We start from the raw sequence: 17,493 nt of genomic DNA on the forward strand, positions 1-17,493 counted from the left end.
CCTGGTCTGCCGGGCGCGCGAGCAGCTTTAGGGCGCATGAAGAGTAGTTGGCCGGTGAGGCCTACCCGCGAGCGACTCGCGGCCGGTGTCTCACGGTGCGAAGCGGCACTGCGGCCTGTCACGACGCGAGCGAATAGTCGGGCGGGCCGAATTCGGCGACGGATGCTGCGCCATCCGTCACCGACGCAGACCTGCGGGCAGGCCCGCACGGGTCGATGCCCCATCTTGCCCGGTCCCGGTCGTGGGTGTCAGGGCACGTAGTAGTCGGCGTCGCGGGCATCCGTGATGAGCATGTGGCCCGGAGCGTGCCCGAACGCGAGCGGCGGCCGCGACTCCATCACGGCCGCCTGCGGGGTCACCCCGCACGCCCAGAACACGGGAACGTCTCCCGGCGCGAGTTCCACGGCGTCGCCGAAGTCCGGCCGGGACAGGTCGCCAATGCCGAGTTCGGCCGGGTCCCCGAAATGCACGGGCGCTCCGTGCACCGCCGGATAGTGCGACGTGATGTTCACCGCATCGAGCACCTGCGCCGCGGGAATCGGCCGCATCGAGACGACGAGCGGCCCGGCGAGGGATCCTGCCGGCGTGCAGCGCCGATTGGTGCGATACATGGGCACGTTGACGCCCTGGTCGATGTGGCGCACCGGCACCCCGCCGGCCTGCAGTGCCGACTCGAAGGTAAAGCTGCAGCCCACGATGAAGGTCACGAGGTCGTCCTGCCAGCGCGCGAGCAGATCCGTCGGCGACTCGACGAGAACACCGTGCTCGTACACGGTGTAGCGGCCCACATCGGTACGGATGTCTCCCCCGGCCAGCAGCGCGCCGCTCGTCTGCCCGGCCTCCAGCACGCCCAGGATCGGACAGGCCTGCGGGTTGCTCTCGGCGAACAGTCGCACGTCGGCGGCCGACTCCCGGGGCACGATGATGAGGTTCGCCTGGGTGAAGCCGCGCGACCAGCCAGCGGTGGGGGTGCTGAGCCCGGCCCGAAACAGGGCACGGGCCGCGGCGGGACTGATCGCACCGGGGTCAGCGGCAGCAGCGGGCGGGGCATCCGCTGCAGCGGCAGTCGCGGAATCGTCTGCGTGGCGGCCCATCTAGACCCACAGCTGGCTGAGGCCGCCGAGCGACTGGTAGCCGAGGAACAGCGTCAGCAGCCACGCTGCAACACCGATTCCGAGCAACCACTTCGGGTAGACATAGCCGCCGAGCAGGTCGCGGCGACGCCAGGCCACCCAGAGGATGACGGCAAAACCAACGGGCAGGATGAGCCCGTTCACGGCGCCGGCCATGATGAGCAGCGTCGCGGGGGCCTGGCCGATGAAGGTGAAGACGACCGTGGAGACGGCGATGAAGACGACCGTCGCGATGCTGCGCATGCGCGGCGACGTCTTCGCGGTGGTGACGAATGAGATCGAGGTGTACGCGGCGCCGATCACGGAGGTGATCGAGGCGGCCCAGAGGATGATGCCGAACAGCTTGAGACCGATGGTTCCGGCCGCAGACTGGAAGGCCTCGGCGGCGAGGTTGTCGCTCGTGAGGGCGACTCCGCCCGCCACGACGCCCAGAATGGCCAGGAACAACAGCACCCGAATGACACCGGTGACGATGATGCCGAGGACCGAGCTCTGGGTGATCTCACGCACGTTCTCGGGTCCGGAGACGCCCGCGTCGATCATGCGGTGGGCGCCGGCGTAGGTGATGTACCCGCCGATGGTGCCGCCGATCAGGGTTGTGATGATGAGAAAGTCGATGTTGTCGGGGATGACCGCGTTGCGCAGGGCGTCGCCGAGCGGCGGCCGAGAGACGATCGCGACGTAACCGATGAGCACGATCATCACGGCGCCGAGCACGACGACGATCTTGTCGAGGGCGAGGCCGGCCCGTTTGCTGAGGAAGATCGCGATGGCGATCACGGCCGAGAGGATGCCGCCCAGTCGGGCGTCGATGCCAAAGAGCACATTGAGGCCGAGTCCGGTGCCGGCGATGTTGCCCACATTGAACACCAGGCCGCCGAGGCAGATCAACGCCGCGAGAAACCAGCCGGCGCCGGGCAGGATCGTGTTGGCCAATTCCTGGGCGCGTTTGCCGCTGACGCCGATCACGCGCCAGACGTTGAGCTGCACCGCGATGTCGACGAGAATCGAGACCAGAATGGCGAAGGCGAAGGCGGCCCCCAGCTGCACGGTGAAGTTCGTGGTCTGAACGATGAAGCCGGGGCCGACCGCGCTCGTGGCCATGAGGAACATGGCTCCGAGCAGGGCACTGCGGTGCTTGTTTTTCGTGCGCCGGGGCTTCGTGCCCTTGAACTTCGCACCCTTCGGCGTCGTGCCGGGAACCGTCGTTGCCATGGTGCGCTCACTTCTCTGGGACTGAGCACCCGACCGCCGTGGCGGCGGGCACTGATTGTCGAGAAGCCTACGATTGTTCAACAATCCATGCAAGTAAATCGGCCCGATCAGCCCGCAATTTTACACGCTCGAAATCTGTGCACCGAGCTGATCAGGGTTTTGACCGCAACGCCGTTTCTTGCACAACGCGCAGCAGACGTTCGGCGGAGGCCTCCCAGGTGAAGCGTTCCGCTTCGCCCAGCGACCGTTCAGCGACCCGAGCCCACTCCCCCGGTTGCCCCAGACGCCGCACGCAGGCGGCAAAATCCGTCGCACGGTCCGGCCGCGCGTAGAGCGCCGCGGCCCCGCCAATCTCGCGAAAGATCGGGATGTCACTCACGATGACGGGAATCCCGAGGCTCATTGCTTCGACGAGCGGAATTCCGAACCCTTCATCGCGGCTCGCCGTCACGAGCGCCGTCGCCGAGGCGAGCACCTCGAGGTACTCGTCGTCGGTCACCCCATCATGAAAGACGAGGCGACCGGCCGGCGCGATGGCCTCGAGGCGTGCCCGCTCGGCCGGAGCAATGCGACTCATGAGGTGCAGCTCGTGTTCCGGCAGCTGCGCCACGGCACGAACGAGCGTGTCGACGTTCTTGTACGGCATGAAGGATCCCATGTACACGAGCCGGCCGGTCTCGGGGGCGCGACGGCCCAGCGCGGCGGCGGCCGCGGCATCCGTCACCGCGTTCGCCGCGTTGGACACGACCGTCACCGGCCGGTCGGTCAGGCGGTGCTGCCCGATCAGGGCACGGGTCGTTTCAGAGACCGTCACGATGCCGTCGGCCCGGTTCAGCAGCAGCCGCTGCGGCCACCAGCTGAGGTGATAGAGGCGCCACAGCAACCGAATCGCAGCCGGCAGGTTACGCGGCGGCGTGCGGTTGCGGTAGTAGATCAGGTCGTGCACGGTCAGCAGCAGCCGATACCGGCGACCCCACGATCCCATGGTCTGCATCGGGCTGAACACCACGTCGGGGTGCAGCCGGTTGACCTGCCACGCCACGAACGGTTCACGGATGCTGGTGGGCGCGCTCACCCGCTGCCACGGCAGCGCGGGCAGCAGGGCCAACTGCCGCGGGTCGCTGATCAGCATCGTCACCGGGTGCAGGCGGGCCAGCGCGGTCACGAGTCCCGCGGTGTAGCGGCTGATGCCGTCGTGCTGGTCGAACCGGGTGTATCGACAGTCGATGACGATCTTCATGCCGAGCTCCTCGTGCCCAGGAAGGCGGTGATCGCGGCGGCGGCTTCGGCGGGCTTTTCGTAGTGGATGAGGTGGCCGACACCCTCGATCACGGTCAGCGACGCCTGTGGGAACAGGCCGAGCAGGCGGTGCTGCGCGGCAATCGGAGTGATGTCGTCGCGGTCCGCGGCCACGAGCAGCGTGGGAACCGTGATCTGCCGCGCGTACTCGCTCACGTCGTGGCCGACCGAGGCGCTGAAGGCCTCAAGCACGACCTCGCGGTTCGCGAAGGCCGAGAAGTACCGGTCGTGTTCGGCGTGGATCCAGCGCCGGAGGATTCGCTCGCGGGTCTTGGCCATGGACACGCTCATCACCCGCACGATCGCGCGGTTACGCAGCAGTGCGTAGCCCAGGGGCTCGGGCAGTCGTGCCCCGGCCCAGTAATAGAACACGGCCAGTCGGGTCAGCACGCCGCGCGGCCCCGCGAGTGCCGGCGCGGCGATCGGATTCACGAGCACCGCGGCATCCGCCGTCAGGCCGCGGGCGAGCGCCGCCGACACGATGATCGAGCCGAAGGAATGGCCGAGCATGACGAGCCGCCCGGTCGGCGCGAGCTGCACGACGAAGTCCGCGAGCCAGTTCGCATAACCGTCGATGTCGTGCACGTGATCCGGGAATGGCGTCGACTCGCCGAAGCCGGGCAGGTCGGGCGACACGATCCGCACGCCCGCAAGGCTCTGCGCCACGACGGGTTCGAGTCCGTGGTGGTCACCGCGGAAGCCGTGCACCATCACGATCGTGGTCGCGGCGGCCGCATCGCCATACTCCCAGTAGCGGGTCGTGGAGCCGAGCACGGACAGGCTTCGGCGGGTCACGGCAATCTTCTTCAGCAACGGGTCGAATGGCGAGGAGGCGATCATCAGGTCAAGTTTATGGTGCCATCACGCAGAGAAGTCGACCGCAGCCGGGCGGGTGAACTTAGACTCGTGCTAGACACCCGAGCTAACCACCCGTGCTGACAGTGCCTCCCCGTGGGGCCGAGAGGACAACCGTGAGCTTCACCGCCCCCATCCAACTGCCCGGTCTGACCCTTGATCCGCTGTGGTATCGGCGTTCGGTGTTCTACGAGGTCATGGTGCGATCCTTCGTCGACAGCAACGCGGACGGCTCCGGCGATCTCTCCGGCCTCGTCTCGAAGCTCGACTACCTGCAGTGGCTCGGCATCGACGCCCTGTGGATTCCCCCGTTCTTCAACTCCCCGCTCAAAGACGGCGGCTACGACGTTTCCGACTTTCGCTCGATCCTGCCCGAGTTCGGCACCCTCGACGAGTTCAAAGACCTCGTCACCAAGGCCCATGAGCGCAACATGCGCATCATCATCGATCTACCCCTCAACCACACCTCCGATCAGCACGAGTGGTTCCAGCAGTCCCGCGCCGATCCAGACGGCCCCTACGGTGACTTCTACGTCTGGAGCGACACCGACGAGAAGTACCCCAACATCCGAGTCATCTTCATCGACACCGAGGAGTCCAACTGGGCCTTCGACTCGGTGCGCCGCCAGTTCTTCTTTCACCGCTTCTTCTCGCACCAGCCCGACCTGAACTTCGAGAATCCGGCCGTGCACGAAGCGATGATCGACATCATCCGCTTCTGGCTCGATCTCGGAGTGGACGGGTTCCGGCTCGACGCCATCCCGTACCTCTACGAGAGCGAAGAGGGCAACGGCGAGAGCGAGCCGCCCACCCACGACTTCATCAAGAAGCTGCGACAGATCGTCGACCGTGACTACCCGGGACGCATCATGATCGCCGAGGCCAACCAGTGGCCGCGTGAGGTGGCCGCCTTCTTCGGCACCGAGGAGGAACCCGAATGCCACATGGCGTTCGATTTTCCCCTGATGCCGCGCATTTTCTACTCCCTGCGCTCCCAGCACGCGAACGAGCTCGTTCGGGTGCTGTCGGAGACAACGGACATTCCGGAGGGCGCCGGCTGGGGCGTGTTTTTGCGCAACCACGACGAGCTCACCCTCGAGATGGTCAGCGAGGAATACCGCCAGGCGATGTACGGCTGGTACGCCTACGACCCGCGGATGCGCTCCAACATCGGTATTCGACGTCGCCTGGCTCCGCTGCTCGACAACTCCCGCGCGGAGCTCGAACTCGCGCACGCCCTGCTGTTCGCGCTGCCCGGCAGTCCGTTTCTGTACTACGGCGACGAGATCGGCATGGGCGACAACATCTGGCTGCCTGACCGGGACAGTTCCCGCACGCCGATGCAGTGGACCCCCGACCGCAACGCCGGTTTCTCCGACGCCGACCCCGGCAAGCTGTTTCTGCCGGTCGTGCAGTCACTCGTCTACAACTACTCCCAGACCAACGTGGAGTCGCACCTGGCCCAGTCCGGCTCGTTGCTGCACTGGGTGCGCAACGTGATTCACGTGCGCAAGGCGCACCCGACCTTTGGACTCGGAGCGATTCGGGTGCTGTCGACCAACCACGAGTCGGTGCTCGCGTTCACCCGCAGCTACGCGGGCTCGGGAACCATGTTCGGCGATCAACCCGAGACGCTGCTCTGCGTCTTCAGCTTCGCCCACAATCCGGTGGCGTTCCGCATCGAGGATGCCGAGATGGCCGGCACCCGGCTCTACGACATCTTCGGCGGCGCCGTCTTTCCGACCTTCGACGACACGGGTGCACTCACGCTGACCCTCGGCGCCCAGAGCTTCTACTGGCTGCACTGCGGCTAGTCCATCAGAACACAGAGAAGGCGACCCGCTGAGCGGGTCGCCTTCTCTGTCGTGCGCTTCGTGCTGAAGGGGTGTGGCTTATTTGCCGAAGCCCTTGTAACGCGAGTTGAACTTCTCCACGCGTCCGGCGGAGTCCATGATGCGCTGCTTGCCCGTGTAGAACGGGTGCGACTCGGAGGAGATTTCCACGTCGATGACCGGGTACGTGGTGCCGTCTTCCCACTCGATGGTCTTCTTGCTGGAGACCGTGGAGCGGGTCAGGAACGTCGCGCCGGAGGCGAGGTCGCGAAAGACCACGAAGTTGTAATCGGGGTGAATGTCAGTCTTCATGAAAATTTCCTCTACGCACTTCAGGTGGACAGACTTGTAACTGGCCACAGTGCTGTTCGATGTTCGGGGAGGCCAAACGGCCAACTACTTACGATAGCAGGCGCAACCGGGCGTTGCTACACGGTTGCTACACGGCGCGGGCCGCGAACCGGCCGTCGGTTTCGGTCAGTTCGATCGACAAGCCGAAGGCCTCGCTCAGGTTGGCCGCGGTCAGCGCCTCGGTGAGCGGTCCGGCGGCGACGACGTTGCCCTGGGAGAGCAGCAACGCGTGAGTGAAGCCGCGCGGGATCTCTTCGACGTGGTGGGTGACCATGATGATGGCCGGCGAGTTCGCTTCGCTCGCGTATCCGCTGAGCAGCTGCAGCAGGCTTTCGCGGGCACCGAGGTCCAGGCTCGCTGCGGGCTCGTCGAGCAGCAGCATTTCGGGGTCGGTCATCACGGCACGGGCAATCTGCACGCGCTTCTGTTCGCCATCGCTGAGAGTGCCGAACTTGCGGGCGGCGAGGTGGTCAAGCTTCCACTCGGAGAGCACCCGCTGGGCGCGGCGTTCATCGATGTCCTCGTACTCTTCGTTCCAGCGGCCGGTAACCGAGTACGCCGCCGTCATGACGACGTCGAGCACCTTCTCGTCGGCGGGTACTCGACGAGCCATGGCCGTCGAGGCGAACCCGATGCGCGGGCGCAGTTCGAAGAGGTCGGTGCCGCCGAGCGGCTCGGCAAGGATTTCGGCGGTGCCACTGGTCGGGTGAATGAGCGCGGCGGCGATTTGCAGCAGTGTGGTCTTGCCCGCACCGTTGGGGCCGAGAATCACCCAGCGTTGATCGTCGTCAACGCTCCAGTCCACTGAGTCGAGGATGGCGGTGCCACCCCGGACGACGGAAACCCCGGAAAAGTGAAGAACGTTGACCATACAGCCATGCTATCTGGCCACCCGCAACGTGAATCACGCCGCGGGCGGCCGAGCGACAGCAGGAGCTGCAACAGGAGCTACAGCAGCGAGGCGTAGATCTCGCGGGTACGGGTCGCAATCTGGCTCCAGCCGAACTCCCGTTCGGCACGGATGCGGCCGGCCCGGCCCATTTCGGCGGCCCGTGCCGGGTCGCTGACGACCTCGGTGAGGGTGCGCGCGAGGTCAGCGACGAAACGGTCGGGGTCGAGGGGGGTTCCGGTACCGTCGGTCATCTGGTCGATCGGCACGAGTCGGCCGGTCTCACCATCGGCGACGACCTCGGGGATGCCGCCGGTCGCGGTGCCGACGACGGCCAGCCCGCAGGCCATGGCCTCGAGGTTGACGATGCCGAGCGGCTCGTAGATCGACGGGCAAACGAACGCGGTGCCGTTGGTGAGCACGGCGGCGAGCTCAGGCTGGGACAGCAGACGGTTGATCCAGACGACGCCCGTACGGGTCTGCTGCAGGGCTTCGACGCCCGCGGTGACCTCGGCGAGGATACCGGGGGTGTCGGGGGCTCCGGCGCACAGCACGAGCTGCACCTCGGGCGGCAGCGCCGCCGCGGCGCGCAGCAGGTACGGCAGCCCCTTCTGGCGGGTGATGCGTCCGACGAACACGACGGATGGCCGGTCGGGGTCGATGCCGAGAGCTCGCACGACGTCGAGGTCGACGAGGGGTTTCCACTGCTCGAGGTCGATGCCGTTGTAGACGACCTGAACCTTGGCTTCGTCGAGCGAGGGGTAGCTGCGCAGAATGTCGCGACGCATGCCGTCGCTCACGGCGATGACGGCATCCGCTGCCTCGAAGGCGGTCTTCTCGATCCAGCTCGACACGCGGTAGCCGCCGCCGAGCTGTTCGGCCTTCCACGGGCGCAGCGGCTCGAGGCTGTGCGCGGTGACGACGTGAGGGATGCCGTGGAGCAGCTTGGCGAAGTGCCCGGCGCCGTTGGCATACCAGGTGTGCGAGTGCACCACATCCGCTCCGGCGACGTCTTGTGCCATCTGCAGGTCGACCCCGAGAGTCGCGAGGGTCGGGTTCGCCCCGGCGAGTTCCACCGGAACCGGGTAGGCAAAGGTATCGGCGTCGGATCGCGGCGCGCCGAAGCAGCGCACGACGACGTCGAGGTCGGTTCGCAGGGCCCGAACGAGCTCGGTGACGTGCACCCCGGCACCCCCGTAGATCTCCGGCGGATATTCCTTTGTCAACAAATCGATGCGCATGCGCTAAAGCTAGCGCGGCCGGGCGACGGATACATCCCCACGCGAGCGCGGCACATCCCCCGATGGGTGGCCGGGGACCCCCGGATGCCTCTACTGTAAGGAACATGAAGGCCAAGAAGATTTTCGGAATCGTTCTCGCTGGTGGTGAGGGAAAACGGCTGATGCCGTTGACCGAGGACCGTGCCAAGCCGGCCGTCCCGTTCGGCGGGCATTATCGCCTCGTCGACTTTGCACTCTCCAACCTCATCAACTCGGGTGTCACCAAGGTCGTGGTGCTCACCCAATACAAGTCACACAGCCTCGACCGTCACGTCTCGCAGACCTGGCACGTCACCGGGGGGCTCTTTAACTCCTACATCGCTTCCGTACCCGCACAGCAGCGGCTCGGCAAGCGCTGGTTCAGCGGCTCGGCCGACGCGATTCTGCAGAGCCTGAACCTGATCCACGATGAAAAGCCCGACATCGTCGTCGTGGTCGGTGCCGACCACGTCTACCGCATGGACTTCAGCCAGATGATCGACGCCCACATCGCGTCCGGCGCCAGCGCCACCGTCGCCGCCATTCGGCAGCCCATCGGCCTCGCCGATCAGTTCGGTGTCATCGAGGTCGACCCGACCCACCCCGATCGCATTTCCGAGTTCCTCGAGAAACCGAAGAACGCGACCGGCCTGGCCGACAACCCCGACGAGATTTTCGCCTCGATGGGCAACTACGTCTTCAACACCGATGCGCTCATTGAGGCCGTGCTGCGCGACGGGGAACGCACCGACTCGAGTCACGACATGGGCGGGGACATCATTCCCGACTTCGTGGCCCGCGGTGAAGCCGGCGTCTACGACCTGCAGCGCAACGAGCTGCCTGGCTCGACCGACCGCGACCGCTACTACTGGCGCGACGTGGGAACGATCGACTCGTTCTTCGAAGCCCACCAGGACCTGATCTCGGCGCTGCCGGTCTTCAACCTGTACAACCAGGAATGGCCGATCTTCAGCATGCAGCTGAACTCGCCCCCGGCGAAGTTCGTGCGCGACGGTCGCGGAGCGCTCGGCACGATGATCGACTCGATCGTGTCGCTCGGCTGCGTCATCTCCGGCGGCCACATCGAGCGCAGCGTGCTCGGCCCGTGGACCACGATCAGCTCCGGGGCCCAGGTCGTCGACTCGATCGTCTTCGATCGGGTCAAGATCGAAGCGGGTGCGATTGTGCGCCGGGCAGTGCTCGACAAGGAGGTCGTCGTCGAGGCCGGCGCTCAGATCGGGGTGGACCGCAGCCGTGACCTGGCCCGTGGTTTCAGCGTCACCGAGTCGGGCATCACCGTGGTCGGCAAGGGCGTTCGCGTTCAGCCGTGATCCCGTCGCTCCTCGCCCCCGCCCCCGCCCCCGTGCCCGACCTGCTGTCCCGCTCACTGAGTCCCTACCCGCAGGGGCCCGGCGCGTTTCTGGTCGTGCTCGACGCTGACTCGACCCTGATCCGCGATGAGGTCATTGAGCTTCTGGCGGATGCCGCGGGATCACGCACACACGTCGCCGCGATCACCGAGGCGGCCATGCGCGGCGAACTCGACTTCGCCGAAAGCCTGCGGGAGCGCGTCGCAACCCTCGCCGGGCTTCCGGTGAGCGTCTTCGCCGACGTGGGACGCATCATCCGCAAGACACCCGGTGTGCACGAGCTGATTGACGGCCTGCACGCGAGCGGCAGCCGGGTCGGAGTGGTGTCGGGCGGCTTTCACGAGCTGCTCGACCCGCTCGCCGCCGAGCTCGGTCTGGATCACTGGCGGGCCAACCGCCTCGAGGTGCGCGACGGCCACCTGACCGGCGGACTGATCGGCCCGATCATCGACGCCGCCGCCAAGGCGCAGGCCCTCACGGAGTGGGCTCACGCCGAGGCGATCCCGCTGCCCCGCACCGTGGCGGTCGGCGACGGCGCCAACGACCTCGACATGATGAAGGTGGCCGGCCTCGCCGTGGCCTTCAACGCGAAACCGCGGGTTAAACGGCAGGCGGATGTCGTGATCGACGCCCTCGACCTGAGCCAGATTCTGCCGCTCCTCGGTCTGCGCTCCTAGCCCCGCGCATCCGCTTCTGCGGTCCCGGCCCGCGCTCGGAGAAGGACACCTGCCGGCCATCAGGACAAGTCTGCTGTGTGGCCGCGTGGCCAATTCAGGAGATCCGCTCGGTGAAAGCGCGGCCGCGGTACTGGTCCGGCGTTCCTGACGCTACCCACCGGAGAATCTCCTGAATTCGCCACCGGGCGGAGGTCACCCCGGCACCGGCAGTACGAGAACCGACAGTACGAGAACCGACAGTACGAGAAGTGTCCTAGTGGCCCATGCCGAGACCACCGTCGACGGGGATGACCGCGCCGGAGATGTAGGCGGCGTCGTCGCCGGCGAGCCAGGTGACGACCCGGGCGACCTCGGTCGGGGTCGCGAAGCGGTTCGCCGGGATATTGCGCTTGTATTCGGCCTGCTGGGCCTCGGGCAGGGCGGCCGTCATGTCCGTCTCGATGAAGCCGGGTGCGACGACGTTCGCCGTGATGCCGCGTGAGCCGAGCTCCCGGGTGACCGATCGCGCGAGGCCGACGAGGCCGCTCTTGGAGGCGGCGTAGTTGACCTGTCCGGCCGAGCCGTAGAGGCCGACGACGCTCGAGATGAGTACGATACGCCCGAATCGGGCCTTGAGCATGCCCTTGGACGCCCGCTTCACGACACGGAAGGCGCCGCTCAGGTTCGTGTCGATGACCGAGGTGAAGTCCTCGTCGGACATGCGCATGAGCAGCGTGTCCTTGGTGATGCCGGCGTTGGCCACGACAACCTCGACCGGGCCGAGGGCCGCTTCGATCTGCGTGAAGGCCGCGTCGATCGACGCCGCATCGGTGACGTCGGCGCGCACGGTGAGGCTTCCCGCGGGCCCCTCGCCGGAGCGGGACGTGACGGCGACGCGGTGGCCCTGGGCGACAAACTCTGCGGCGATGGCGAAACCGATGCCACGGTTGCCTCCGGTGACGAGAACGGTGCGAGCGGACAAATTGAGCTTCCCATCAGGTGAGTCGGGCCCGGGACCCGGCTGGGAATTGCGTCCGGAGGTGCCCGCGGATGCCCAACGAGACGTATTCTTGTAAGTGGTGCAGTTGCACCACAACCCCCTAACGATAGCCGACATGAAACAGCAGTCGATAACTTCCCTCCCGCTCTCCCCCGAGGAGGAACGACGCCGTCGCATGATCAAGTATTCGCTCGCTATGGGCGTGCGCGTGGTCTGTATTCTGTTGATGCTCGTCGCCCAGGGCTGGTGGCTGCTGCTCTGTGCCCTGGGCGCCATTGTGCTTCCGTATGTGGCCGTGGTCATCGCCAACGTGCAGGTCAGCCCGCCGCAGGCTCCGGTGCTGCGGCCCGGCGGCGTGGAAATCTACCGCGGCGACGACACCGGCGGTTCCGCGGGTTCGGCCCGCGGCGGCTACGACGCCGGCAGCGACACCGGCGACATCTACAAGCCCGAGGGCGGCAAGTGATCGGTCTGGGTTCGCCCGCGACGGACACCTGTTCCCGCGCCGGCTGCCGCGATGCGGCCACCTGGCGACTCGACTGGCGCAACCCCCGCATTCACGCCGAAGACCGGGTGAAGACCTGGGTCGCCTGCCCCGCGCACGTCGACTACCTGCGCGAGTTCCTCGCCGCCCGTGACTTTCCCCTCACCGTACGTCTTCTCGAAACAACGGATACGGAGGCCACCCCATGAAGGAATGGAAGTTCGCCTTCACCCGCCGCTGGGCCGGGTACCTCGCCCTCGTGATCGTCTTCGCGGCGGTGTGCTCGGGCCTCGGGGTCTGGCAGCTCGCCCGCCGGGACGAAGCCCTCGTCGAACTGTCGAAGATCGACGCCAACTTCGACTCGGCTCCGGTGCCCCTCGATGCCGCCCTCAGCACGCTGACCTCGTTCTCGGAGTCCCAGAAGTGGCTGCCGGTCGAGATGACGGGCACCTACCTCGTCGCAGACGAGTTGCTCGTGCGCAATCGGCCCCTGAACATCAACCCCGGCTTCGAGGTACTGACCCCGCTTCGCCTCGCCGACGGCACGGTCTTCATCGTCAACCGCGGCTGGCTGCCGACCGGGCAGGAGCAGGACGCCCCCGACGTCGTGCCGGCACCCCCGACGGGAACGGTGACCGTCACGGCCCGGCTCAAGGCCGGCGAACCGACACTCAACAACCGCACCGCCAGCGGCAACCAGATCGCCACCATCAACCTGGAAGATGTCGCCGAGCGCCTCGACCAGCCCACCTATACCGGCGCCTACGGCCTGATGGACACCGAGACGCCCTCGGTCGCCGAGCGCCCCACCGCCGTGGTCAAGCCCGTACGCGACGAGGGACCACACCTGTCGTACGCGTTCCAGTGGTTCGTGTTCGGCCTGCTCGCCTTCATCGGGCTCGGCTGGGGCCTGCGGGAGGAATACCGGGTCGTGAACGCGGCCGACCCTGAGGAACGTGAGCGCGCCGATGAGCGGGCCCGAAAGCAGGCCGCCAAGCCCAAGAGCGACGCCGACATCGAAGACGCCCTGCTCGACCGCCAGCTCTAACGTCGGCAGCACACGGCACACGGCACACAGCACCCAGAACCCAGAACCCAGCACCCAGCACCCAGCACCCAGGCGCAGAAAAGCCCGGTCAGGACGAATCCTGACCGGGCTTTCTGCTTCCGGGTGCGGCTACGCGAGCGAGATGAGCTCGAGGTAGTCCTTGTTCCAGTGGTCCTCGGTACCGTCGGGCATGATGAGCACGCGCTCGGGGTTCAGGGCCTCCACGGCACCCTCGTCGTGGCTGACCAGCACCACGGCGCCGGTGTAGTGCGCCAGGGCGTCGAGGATCTCTTCACGGCTCGCCGGGTCGAGGTTGTTAGTGGGCTCATCGAGCAGCAGCACGTTTGCGCCCGAGACGACGATCATGGCCAGGGCCAGGCGCGTCTTCTCGCCACCGGAGAGCACCCCGGCGAGCTTGTTCGAGTCGTCCCCGGTGAACAGGAACGAGCCCAGCACGCGGCGGGCTTCCATCTCCGTGATGCTCGGCGAGGACGACACCATGTTCTGCAGCACGCTGCGTTTCACGTCGATGGTCTCGTGTTCCTGCGCGTAGTAGCCGATCCGCAGGCCGTGGCCGGGAAGGACCTCTCCGGTGTCGGGCTCGTCAACGCCGGCCAGCATCCGCAGCAGGGTCGTCTTGCCGGCACCGTTGAAGCCGAGGATGACGACCTTGGACCCGCGGTCGATTGCGAGGTCGACCGAGGCGAAGATCTCGAGCGAGCCATAGCTCTTCGAGAGGTTCGTCGCCATGATCGGGGTACGGCCGCACGGCGCCGGATCGGGGAAGCGCAGCTTGGCCACGCGCTCTTCGGCGCGCACGTCGTCCAGCCCCGACAGGAGTTTCTCGGCGCGGGCGACCATCTGGTGAGCGGATGCCGCCTTGCTGGCCTTGGCGCCGAACTTCGCGGCCTGCGCGGTCAGCGTCGAGGCCTTCTTTTCGGCGTTGGCGCGTTCCTTCTTGCGACGGTCGGCATCCGCTGCCCGCTGCGTGATGTAGTGCTTCCAGTCCATGTTGTAGATGTCGATGACCATGCGGTTGGCATCGAGGTAGAAGACCCGGTTCACGGTGTCACCGACGAGCTCGATGTCGTGGCTGATGATGATGCAGCCGCCGCGGTAGTTCTTCACGAACTCGCGCAGCCAGATCACGGAATCGGCGTCGAGGTGGTTGGTGGGCTCGTCGAGGATCATCGTCTCTGCGGCGGAGAAGAGGATGCGGGCGAGCTCGATGCGGCGGCGCTGACCACCGGAGAGGGTGCGCAGGGGCTGGTCGAGGATGCGGTCGGGCAGCTTCAGGTTGCTCGCGATCGCGGAGGCCTCCGCCTCGGCCGAGTAGCCGCCGAGGGCGTTGAACTGGTCGGTCAGGGTGCCGTAGGTGCGCATCGCGGCCGCGCTGATCTTATCGTCGGGGCTCGCCATGGCGAGGCTCGAGTCGTGCATGCCGAGGGCGATGGTGCCGAGCCCGCGGGCATCGAGGATGCGGGTGCGGGCGAGCATGTCCGGGTCACCGGAGCGCGGGTCCTGCGGCAGGTAACCGATCTCACCGCTGCGCTCGATGGAACCCGCGGTCGGGTTCGTCTCGCCCGCGAGGGTCTTGGTCAGGGTCGTCTTGCCGGCGCCGTTGCGGCCGACCAGACCGATCTTGTCGCCGTCAGAAACACGGAAGCTGACGTCCTCCATGAGGACGCGCGCACCAACGCGGATTTGGAGATCTTGCACGTTGAGCACAGCAATTGTCCGTTCAGAAGGGGGGTTGTGAGGGGAAAAAAGAGCGGGCCGACTGGTCCAACTCTCTATTCTACAGGAGGGCGCCGCGCAGGGTTTTTTCGAGCCAGTCCCGGTAGGTGTCGGGCGACCAGCCCACGTCGCGCACGAGGGTGCGATAGCACTGCGGATGCGCGAGGGCCCAGATCGCGGCGGCGGCCTCGTGATCGCTCAGACCGACCCGCAGGGAGCGCCTCGAGCGCAGCGCCGCGGCGTCCTCTCCGAAATCGTGCAGCCGTGCCGTGTCGCGGCGCCGTTCGAAGGCGGCAACGTCGGGGTCGACCGCGGCCGCCTCGCTCACAATCTGCTGGATGCCGGCGGTACGTTCGTTGACGAGGGCGCAGCCATCCGCCAGCGCCCGAATGATGTCGCTCGCCGAGTGCGCGTCATCGATGCGCTGTCGCATGGCAGCGGCCACTGCATCGGGTGAGCCGCTCGCGGCGGCCGCCCGCTCGAGCAGTGCCGCCAGAAGTTCAGCCTTGGAACCGACCGAGTTGTAGATGGTCTGCACGGCCACGCCGGCCTCGGTCGCGATCGCGCCAATCGAGGTCTTCACGTAACCGTGCTGCAGCATGAGTCGACCGGCCGCCCGAACGATATCCTGCCGGGTGCCGGCGGCCTGGGCTTCACGTCGCGCGTTCATGATGTCACTCTCATGGTATTAGCATATCAGTTCTACTGAGTGGATCGGCACTCTACCCAGCGCTTCGGACAGCAGAACGCCCCGGGGCCTGCCTGAGGCAGAATTCCCGGGGCGTTGCAGTATTACTGGTTACCGGTTATGCCAGAACCGGTTATGCCAGAACCGGTTATGCCAGAACCGGTTATGCCAGAACCGGTTATGCCAGAACTACATGGCGAAGCCGAGGGCCCGCATCATGTCGCGGCCGTCGTCGGTGATCTTTTCGGGACCCCACGGCGGCATCCAGACCCAGTTGATGCGGAACTGTTCGACGACACCGTCCAGGGCCTCGGCGGTCTGTTCCTCGAGCACATCGGTCAGCGGGCAGCCGGCCGAGGTGAGCGTCATGTGAATGACGAGCGCGTTGTTCTCGTCGTCCCAGCCGAGGTCGTAGATGAGCCCGAGATCGACGACATTGATGCCGAGTTCCGGGTCCATGACGTCTTTCAGCGCCTCTTCGATCTCGTCGTAGCGCGTCGGAGTGAGGGAGGAGACCATGCGACTAGTTTACGATCTCGGGAACGAGAAAGCGATCGTAGCCCTCGTCTTCGAGGCGGTCGGCGAGCTCGGGTCCGCCCTGTTCGGCGATGCGGCCGTTCACGAAGACGTGCACGAAGTCGGGGTGGATGTAGCGCAGAATGCGCGTGTAGTGCGTGATGAGCAGCAGGCCGAGGCCGGTGTTCTCCTTGGCACGATTGACGCCCTCCGAGACGATCTTGAGCGCGTCAACGTCGAGGCCGGAGTCGGTCTCGTCGAGGATGGCGAACTTCGGCTTGAGAAGTTCGAGCTGCAGGATCTCGTTGCGCTTCTTCTCTCCGCCGGAGAAGCCCTCGTTCACGTTGCGCTCGGCGAAGGACTTGTCCATGCGCAGGTTGGTCATCGCACCGCGCACGTCCTTGATCCAGGTGCGGATGGCGGGGGCTTCGCCGTCGATGGCCGTCTTGGCCGTGCGCAGAAAGTTCGTCACCGTGACCCCGGGAATCTCGACCGGGTACTGCATGGCCAAAAACAGGCCGGCGCGAGCACGCTGGTCGACCGTCATGGTGAGGACTTCGGCGCCGTCGAGCAGAATGGAGCCGCTCTCGACGTGGTACTTGGGGTGACCGGCGATCGTGTACGCAAGGGTCGACTTGCCGGAGCCGTTCGGGCCCATGATGGCGTGGATTTCACCCTCGTTGATGGTGAGGTTCACGCCACGCAGGATCTGCTTCACGCCCTGGTCGGTCTGAACGCTGACGTGCAGGTCCTTGATTTCAAGAACTGACATGGATGATATTTCGCTTTCTATACGTGACACCAGCGCGTGGCGCGGTGTCGACCCGCGGGATTAAACCGCGAGGATGACTGAGGGGTCGATGTAGACGTCGCCGTCGACCAGGGAAACCTGGTAGACGGGCACCGGATCGTAGGCGGGAAGCGTGATCGGCTTGCCCGTCTTCAGGGAGAACATGGAACCGTGCGCCCAGCATTCGAGCGTGTCGCCCTCGACGAAACCCTCGGACAGCGAGATGTCGCCGTGCGTGCAGGTGTCACCGATGGCGAACACATCGCCGTTCATGTCGCGAACGACGGCGATCGGAATGCCGTCAATCTCGACCTTGATGGCCTGATTGGGTTCGAGCTCGTCGAAACCGCAGATCTTCGTGGCGGCCATGG

The 17,493-nt window shown here is 66.2% G+C and carries 19 protein-coding genes; 6 read left to right on the forward strand and 13 right to left on the reverse strand.

The annotated features are described in order from the left end of the window. Positions 1 to 248: 248 nt before the first annotated feature. The 4 genes from E3T55_RS18315 to E3T55_RS18330 form a co-directional block, all read right to left on the reverse strand. The gene (locus tag E3T55_RS18315) at positions 249 to 1,094 is read right to left on the reverse strand and encodes a putative hydro-lyase (protein WP_134520981.1); all 846 of its coding nucleotides are present in this window, start codon (positions 1,092 to 1,094) and stop codon (positions 249 to 251) included. Continuing rightward, positions 1,095 to 2,348, reverse strand: coding sequence for an NRAMP family divalent metal transporter (locus E3T55_RS18320; RefSeq protein WP_241993142.1), 1,254 nt, complete (start codon positions 2,346 to 2,348; stop codon positions 1,095 to 1,097). It abuts the gene before it with no gap. Between the two features lie 151 nt (positions 2,349 to 2,499). Beyond that, the gene (locus E3T55_RS18325; RefSeq protein ID WP_134520982.1) at positions 2,500 to 3,588 is read right to left on the reverse strand and encodes a glycosyltransferase family 4 protein; all 1,089 of its coding nucleotides are present in this window, start codon (positions 3,586 to 3,588) and stop codon (positions 2,500 to 2,502) included. Beyond that, positions 3,585 to 4,487: an alpha/beta fold hydrolase gene (locus E3T55_RS18330; protein WP_134520983.1), complete on the reverse strand. Its 903-nt coding sequence runs from the start codon at positions 4,485 to 4,487 to the stop codon at positions 3,585 to 3,587. Before E3T55_RS18330 ends, E3T55_RS18325 begins: the two co-directional genes overlap by 4 nt. Before the next feature lie 131 nt (positions 4,488 to 4,618). On the opposite strand from E3T55_RS18330, the gene treS reads away from it, so the two are divergent. Then, positions 4,619 to 6,316 (forward strand): maltose alpha-D-glucosyltransferase, encoded by a 1,698-nt coding sequence (treS, locus tag E3T55_RS18335; RefSeq protein WP_134520984.1) that lies wholly within the window; start codon positions 4,619 to 4,621, stop codon positions 6,314 to 6,316. 78 nt (positions 6,317 to 6,394) lie between these two features. On the opposite strand, the gene E3T55_RS18340 is transcribed toward treS, so the two are convergent. From E3T55_RS18340 to glgA, 3 genes are all read right to left on the reverse strand, one after another. Then, the gene (locus E3T55_RS18340; RefSeq protein ID WP_134520985.1) at positions 6,395 to 6,646 is read right to left on the reverse strand and encodes a type B 50S ribosomal protein L31; all 252 of its coding nucleotides are present in this window, start codon (positions 6,644 to 6,646) and stop codon (positions 6,395 to 6,397) included. A 127-nt stretch (positions 6,647 to 6,773) separates the two neighbouring features. Next, positions 6,774 to 7,556, reverse strand: a complete 783-nt coding sequence (locus E3T55_RS18345; RefSeq protein ID WP_134520986.1) for an ABC transporter ATP-binding protein — start codon at positions 7,554 to 7,556, stop codon at positions 6,774 to 6,776. 77 nt (positions 7,557 to 7,633) lie between these two features. Then, positions 7,634 to 8,815, reverse strand: coding sequence for a glycogen synthase (glgA, locus tag E3T55_RS18350; protein ID WP_134520987.1), 1,182 nt, complete (start codon positions 8,813 to 8,815; stop codon positions 7,634 to 7,636). A gap of 104 nt (positions 8,816 to 8,919) precedes the next feature. On the opposite strand from glgA, the gene E3T55_RS18355 reads away from it, so the two are divergent. Both E3T55_RS18355 and serB read left to right on the forward strand, forming a co-directional pair. Next, positions 8,920 to 10,164: a glucose-1-phosphate adenylyltransferase gene (locus E3T55_RS18355; RefSeq protein ID WP_134520988.1), complete on the forward strand. Its 1,245-nt coding sequence runs from the start codon at positions 8,920 to 8,922 to the stop codon at positions 10,162 to 10,164. A 56-nt stretch (positions 10,165 to 10,220) separates the two neighbouring features. Continuing rightward, positions 10,221 to 10,880, forward strand: coding sequence for a phosphoserine phosphatase SerB (serB, locus tag E3T55_RS18360; RefSeq protein ID WP_134521049.1), 660 nt, complete (start codon positions 10,221 to 10,223; stop codon positions 10,878 to 10,880). Between the two features lie 253 nt (positions 10,881 to 11,133). Here serB and fabG read toward each other — a convergent pair whose 3' ends face one another. Next, positions 11,134 to 11,841 (reverse strand): 3-oxoacyl-ACP reductase FabG, encoded by a 708-nt coding sequence (gene fabG, locus E3T55_RS18365; RefSeq protein WP_241993143.1) that lies wholly within the window; start codon positions 11,839 to 11,841, stop codon positions 11,134 to 11,136. Between the two features lie 133 nt (positions 11,842 to 11,974). On the opposite strand from fabG, the gene E3T55_RS18370 reads away from it, so the two are divergent. Genes E3T55_RS18370 through E3T55_RS18380 form a run of 3 tightly spaced genes read left to right on the forward strand, consistent with a single transcriptional unit; the run spans position 11,975 to position 13,391 of the window. Continuing rightward, entirely contained in the window at positions 11,975 to 12,325 is a 351-nt protein-coding gene (locus E3T55_RS18370; RefSeq protein ID WP_134520990.1) for a DUF3099 domain-containing protein, read from the forward strand. Beyond that, positions 12,322 to 12,552, forward strand: coding sequence for a hypothetical protein (locus E3T55_RS18375; RefSeq protein ID WP_134520991.1), 231 nt, complete (start codon positions 12,322 to 12,324; stop codon positions 12,550 to 12,552). Before E3T55_RS18370 ends, E3T55_RS18375 begins: the two co-directional genes overlap by 4 nt. Further along, positions 12,549 to 13,391, forward strand: coding sequence for an SURF1 family cytochrome oxidase biogenesis protein (locus E3T55_RS18380; protein ID WP_134520992.1), 843 nt, complete (start codon positions 12,549 to 12,551; stop codon positions 13,389 to 13,391). The genes E3T55_RS18375 and E3T55_RS18380 overlap by 4 nt, the downstream gene beginning before the upstream one ends. A gap of 129 nt (positions 13,392 to 13,520) precedes the next feature. On the opposite strand, the gene E3T55_RS18385 is transcribed toward E3T55_RS18380, so the two are convergent. The 5 genes from E3T55_RS18385 to E3T55_RS18405 all read right to left on the reverse strand — a co-directional run bounded on the left by E3T55_RS18385 (position 13,521) and on the right by E3T55_RS18405 (position 17,491). Beyond that, positions 13,521 to 15,119: an ABC-F family ATP-binding cassette domain-containing protein gene (locus tag E3T55_RS18385; RefSeq protein ID WP_134520993.1), complete on the reverse strand. Its 1,599-nt coding sequence runs from the start codon at positions 15,117 to 15,119 to the stop codon at positions 13,521 to 13,523. A 70-nt stretch (positions 15,120 to 15,189) separates the two neighbouring features. Beyond that, a complete protein-coding gene (locus E3T55_RS18390; protein ID WP_134520994.1) occupies positions 15,190 to 15,798 on the reverse strand; it encodes a TetR/AcrR family transcriptional regulator in 609 nt (202 codons plus the stop codon). Positions 15,799 to 16,005: 207 nt separating this feature from the next. Continuing rightward, positions 16,006 to 16,335, reverse strand: a complete 330-nt coding sequence (locus E3T55_RS18395) for a metal-sulfur cluster assembly factor (protein WP_119975591.1) — start codon at positions 16,333 to 16,335, stop codon at positions 16,006 to 16,008. Positions 16,336 to 16,339: 4 nt separating this feature from the next. Further along, the gene (sufC, locus tag E3T55_RS18400) at positions 16,340 to 17,104 is read right to left on the reverse strand and encodes a Fe-S cluster assembly ATPase SufC (RefSeq protein WP_134520995.1); all 765 of its coding nucleotides are present in this window, start codon (positions 17,102 to 17,104) and stop codon (positions 16,340 to 16,342) included. Between the two features lie 60 nt (positions 17,105 to 17,164). Continuing rightward, positions 17,165 to 17,491, reverse strand: coding sequence for a non-heme iron oxygenase ferredoxin subunit (locus E3T55_RS18405; RefSeq protein WP_119975589.1), 327 nt, complete (start codon positions 17,489 to 17,491; stop codon positions 17,165 to 17,167). Positions 17,492 to 17,493: the final 2 nt, after the last annotated feature.

It is taken from the genome of Cryobacterium frigoriphilum, from assembly GCF_004403305.1.
Taxonomy (GTDB): Bacteria; Actinomycetota; Actinomycetes; order Actinomycetales; family Microbacteriaceae; genus Cryobacterium; species Cryobacterium frigoriphilum.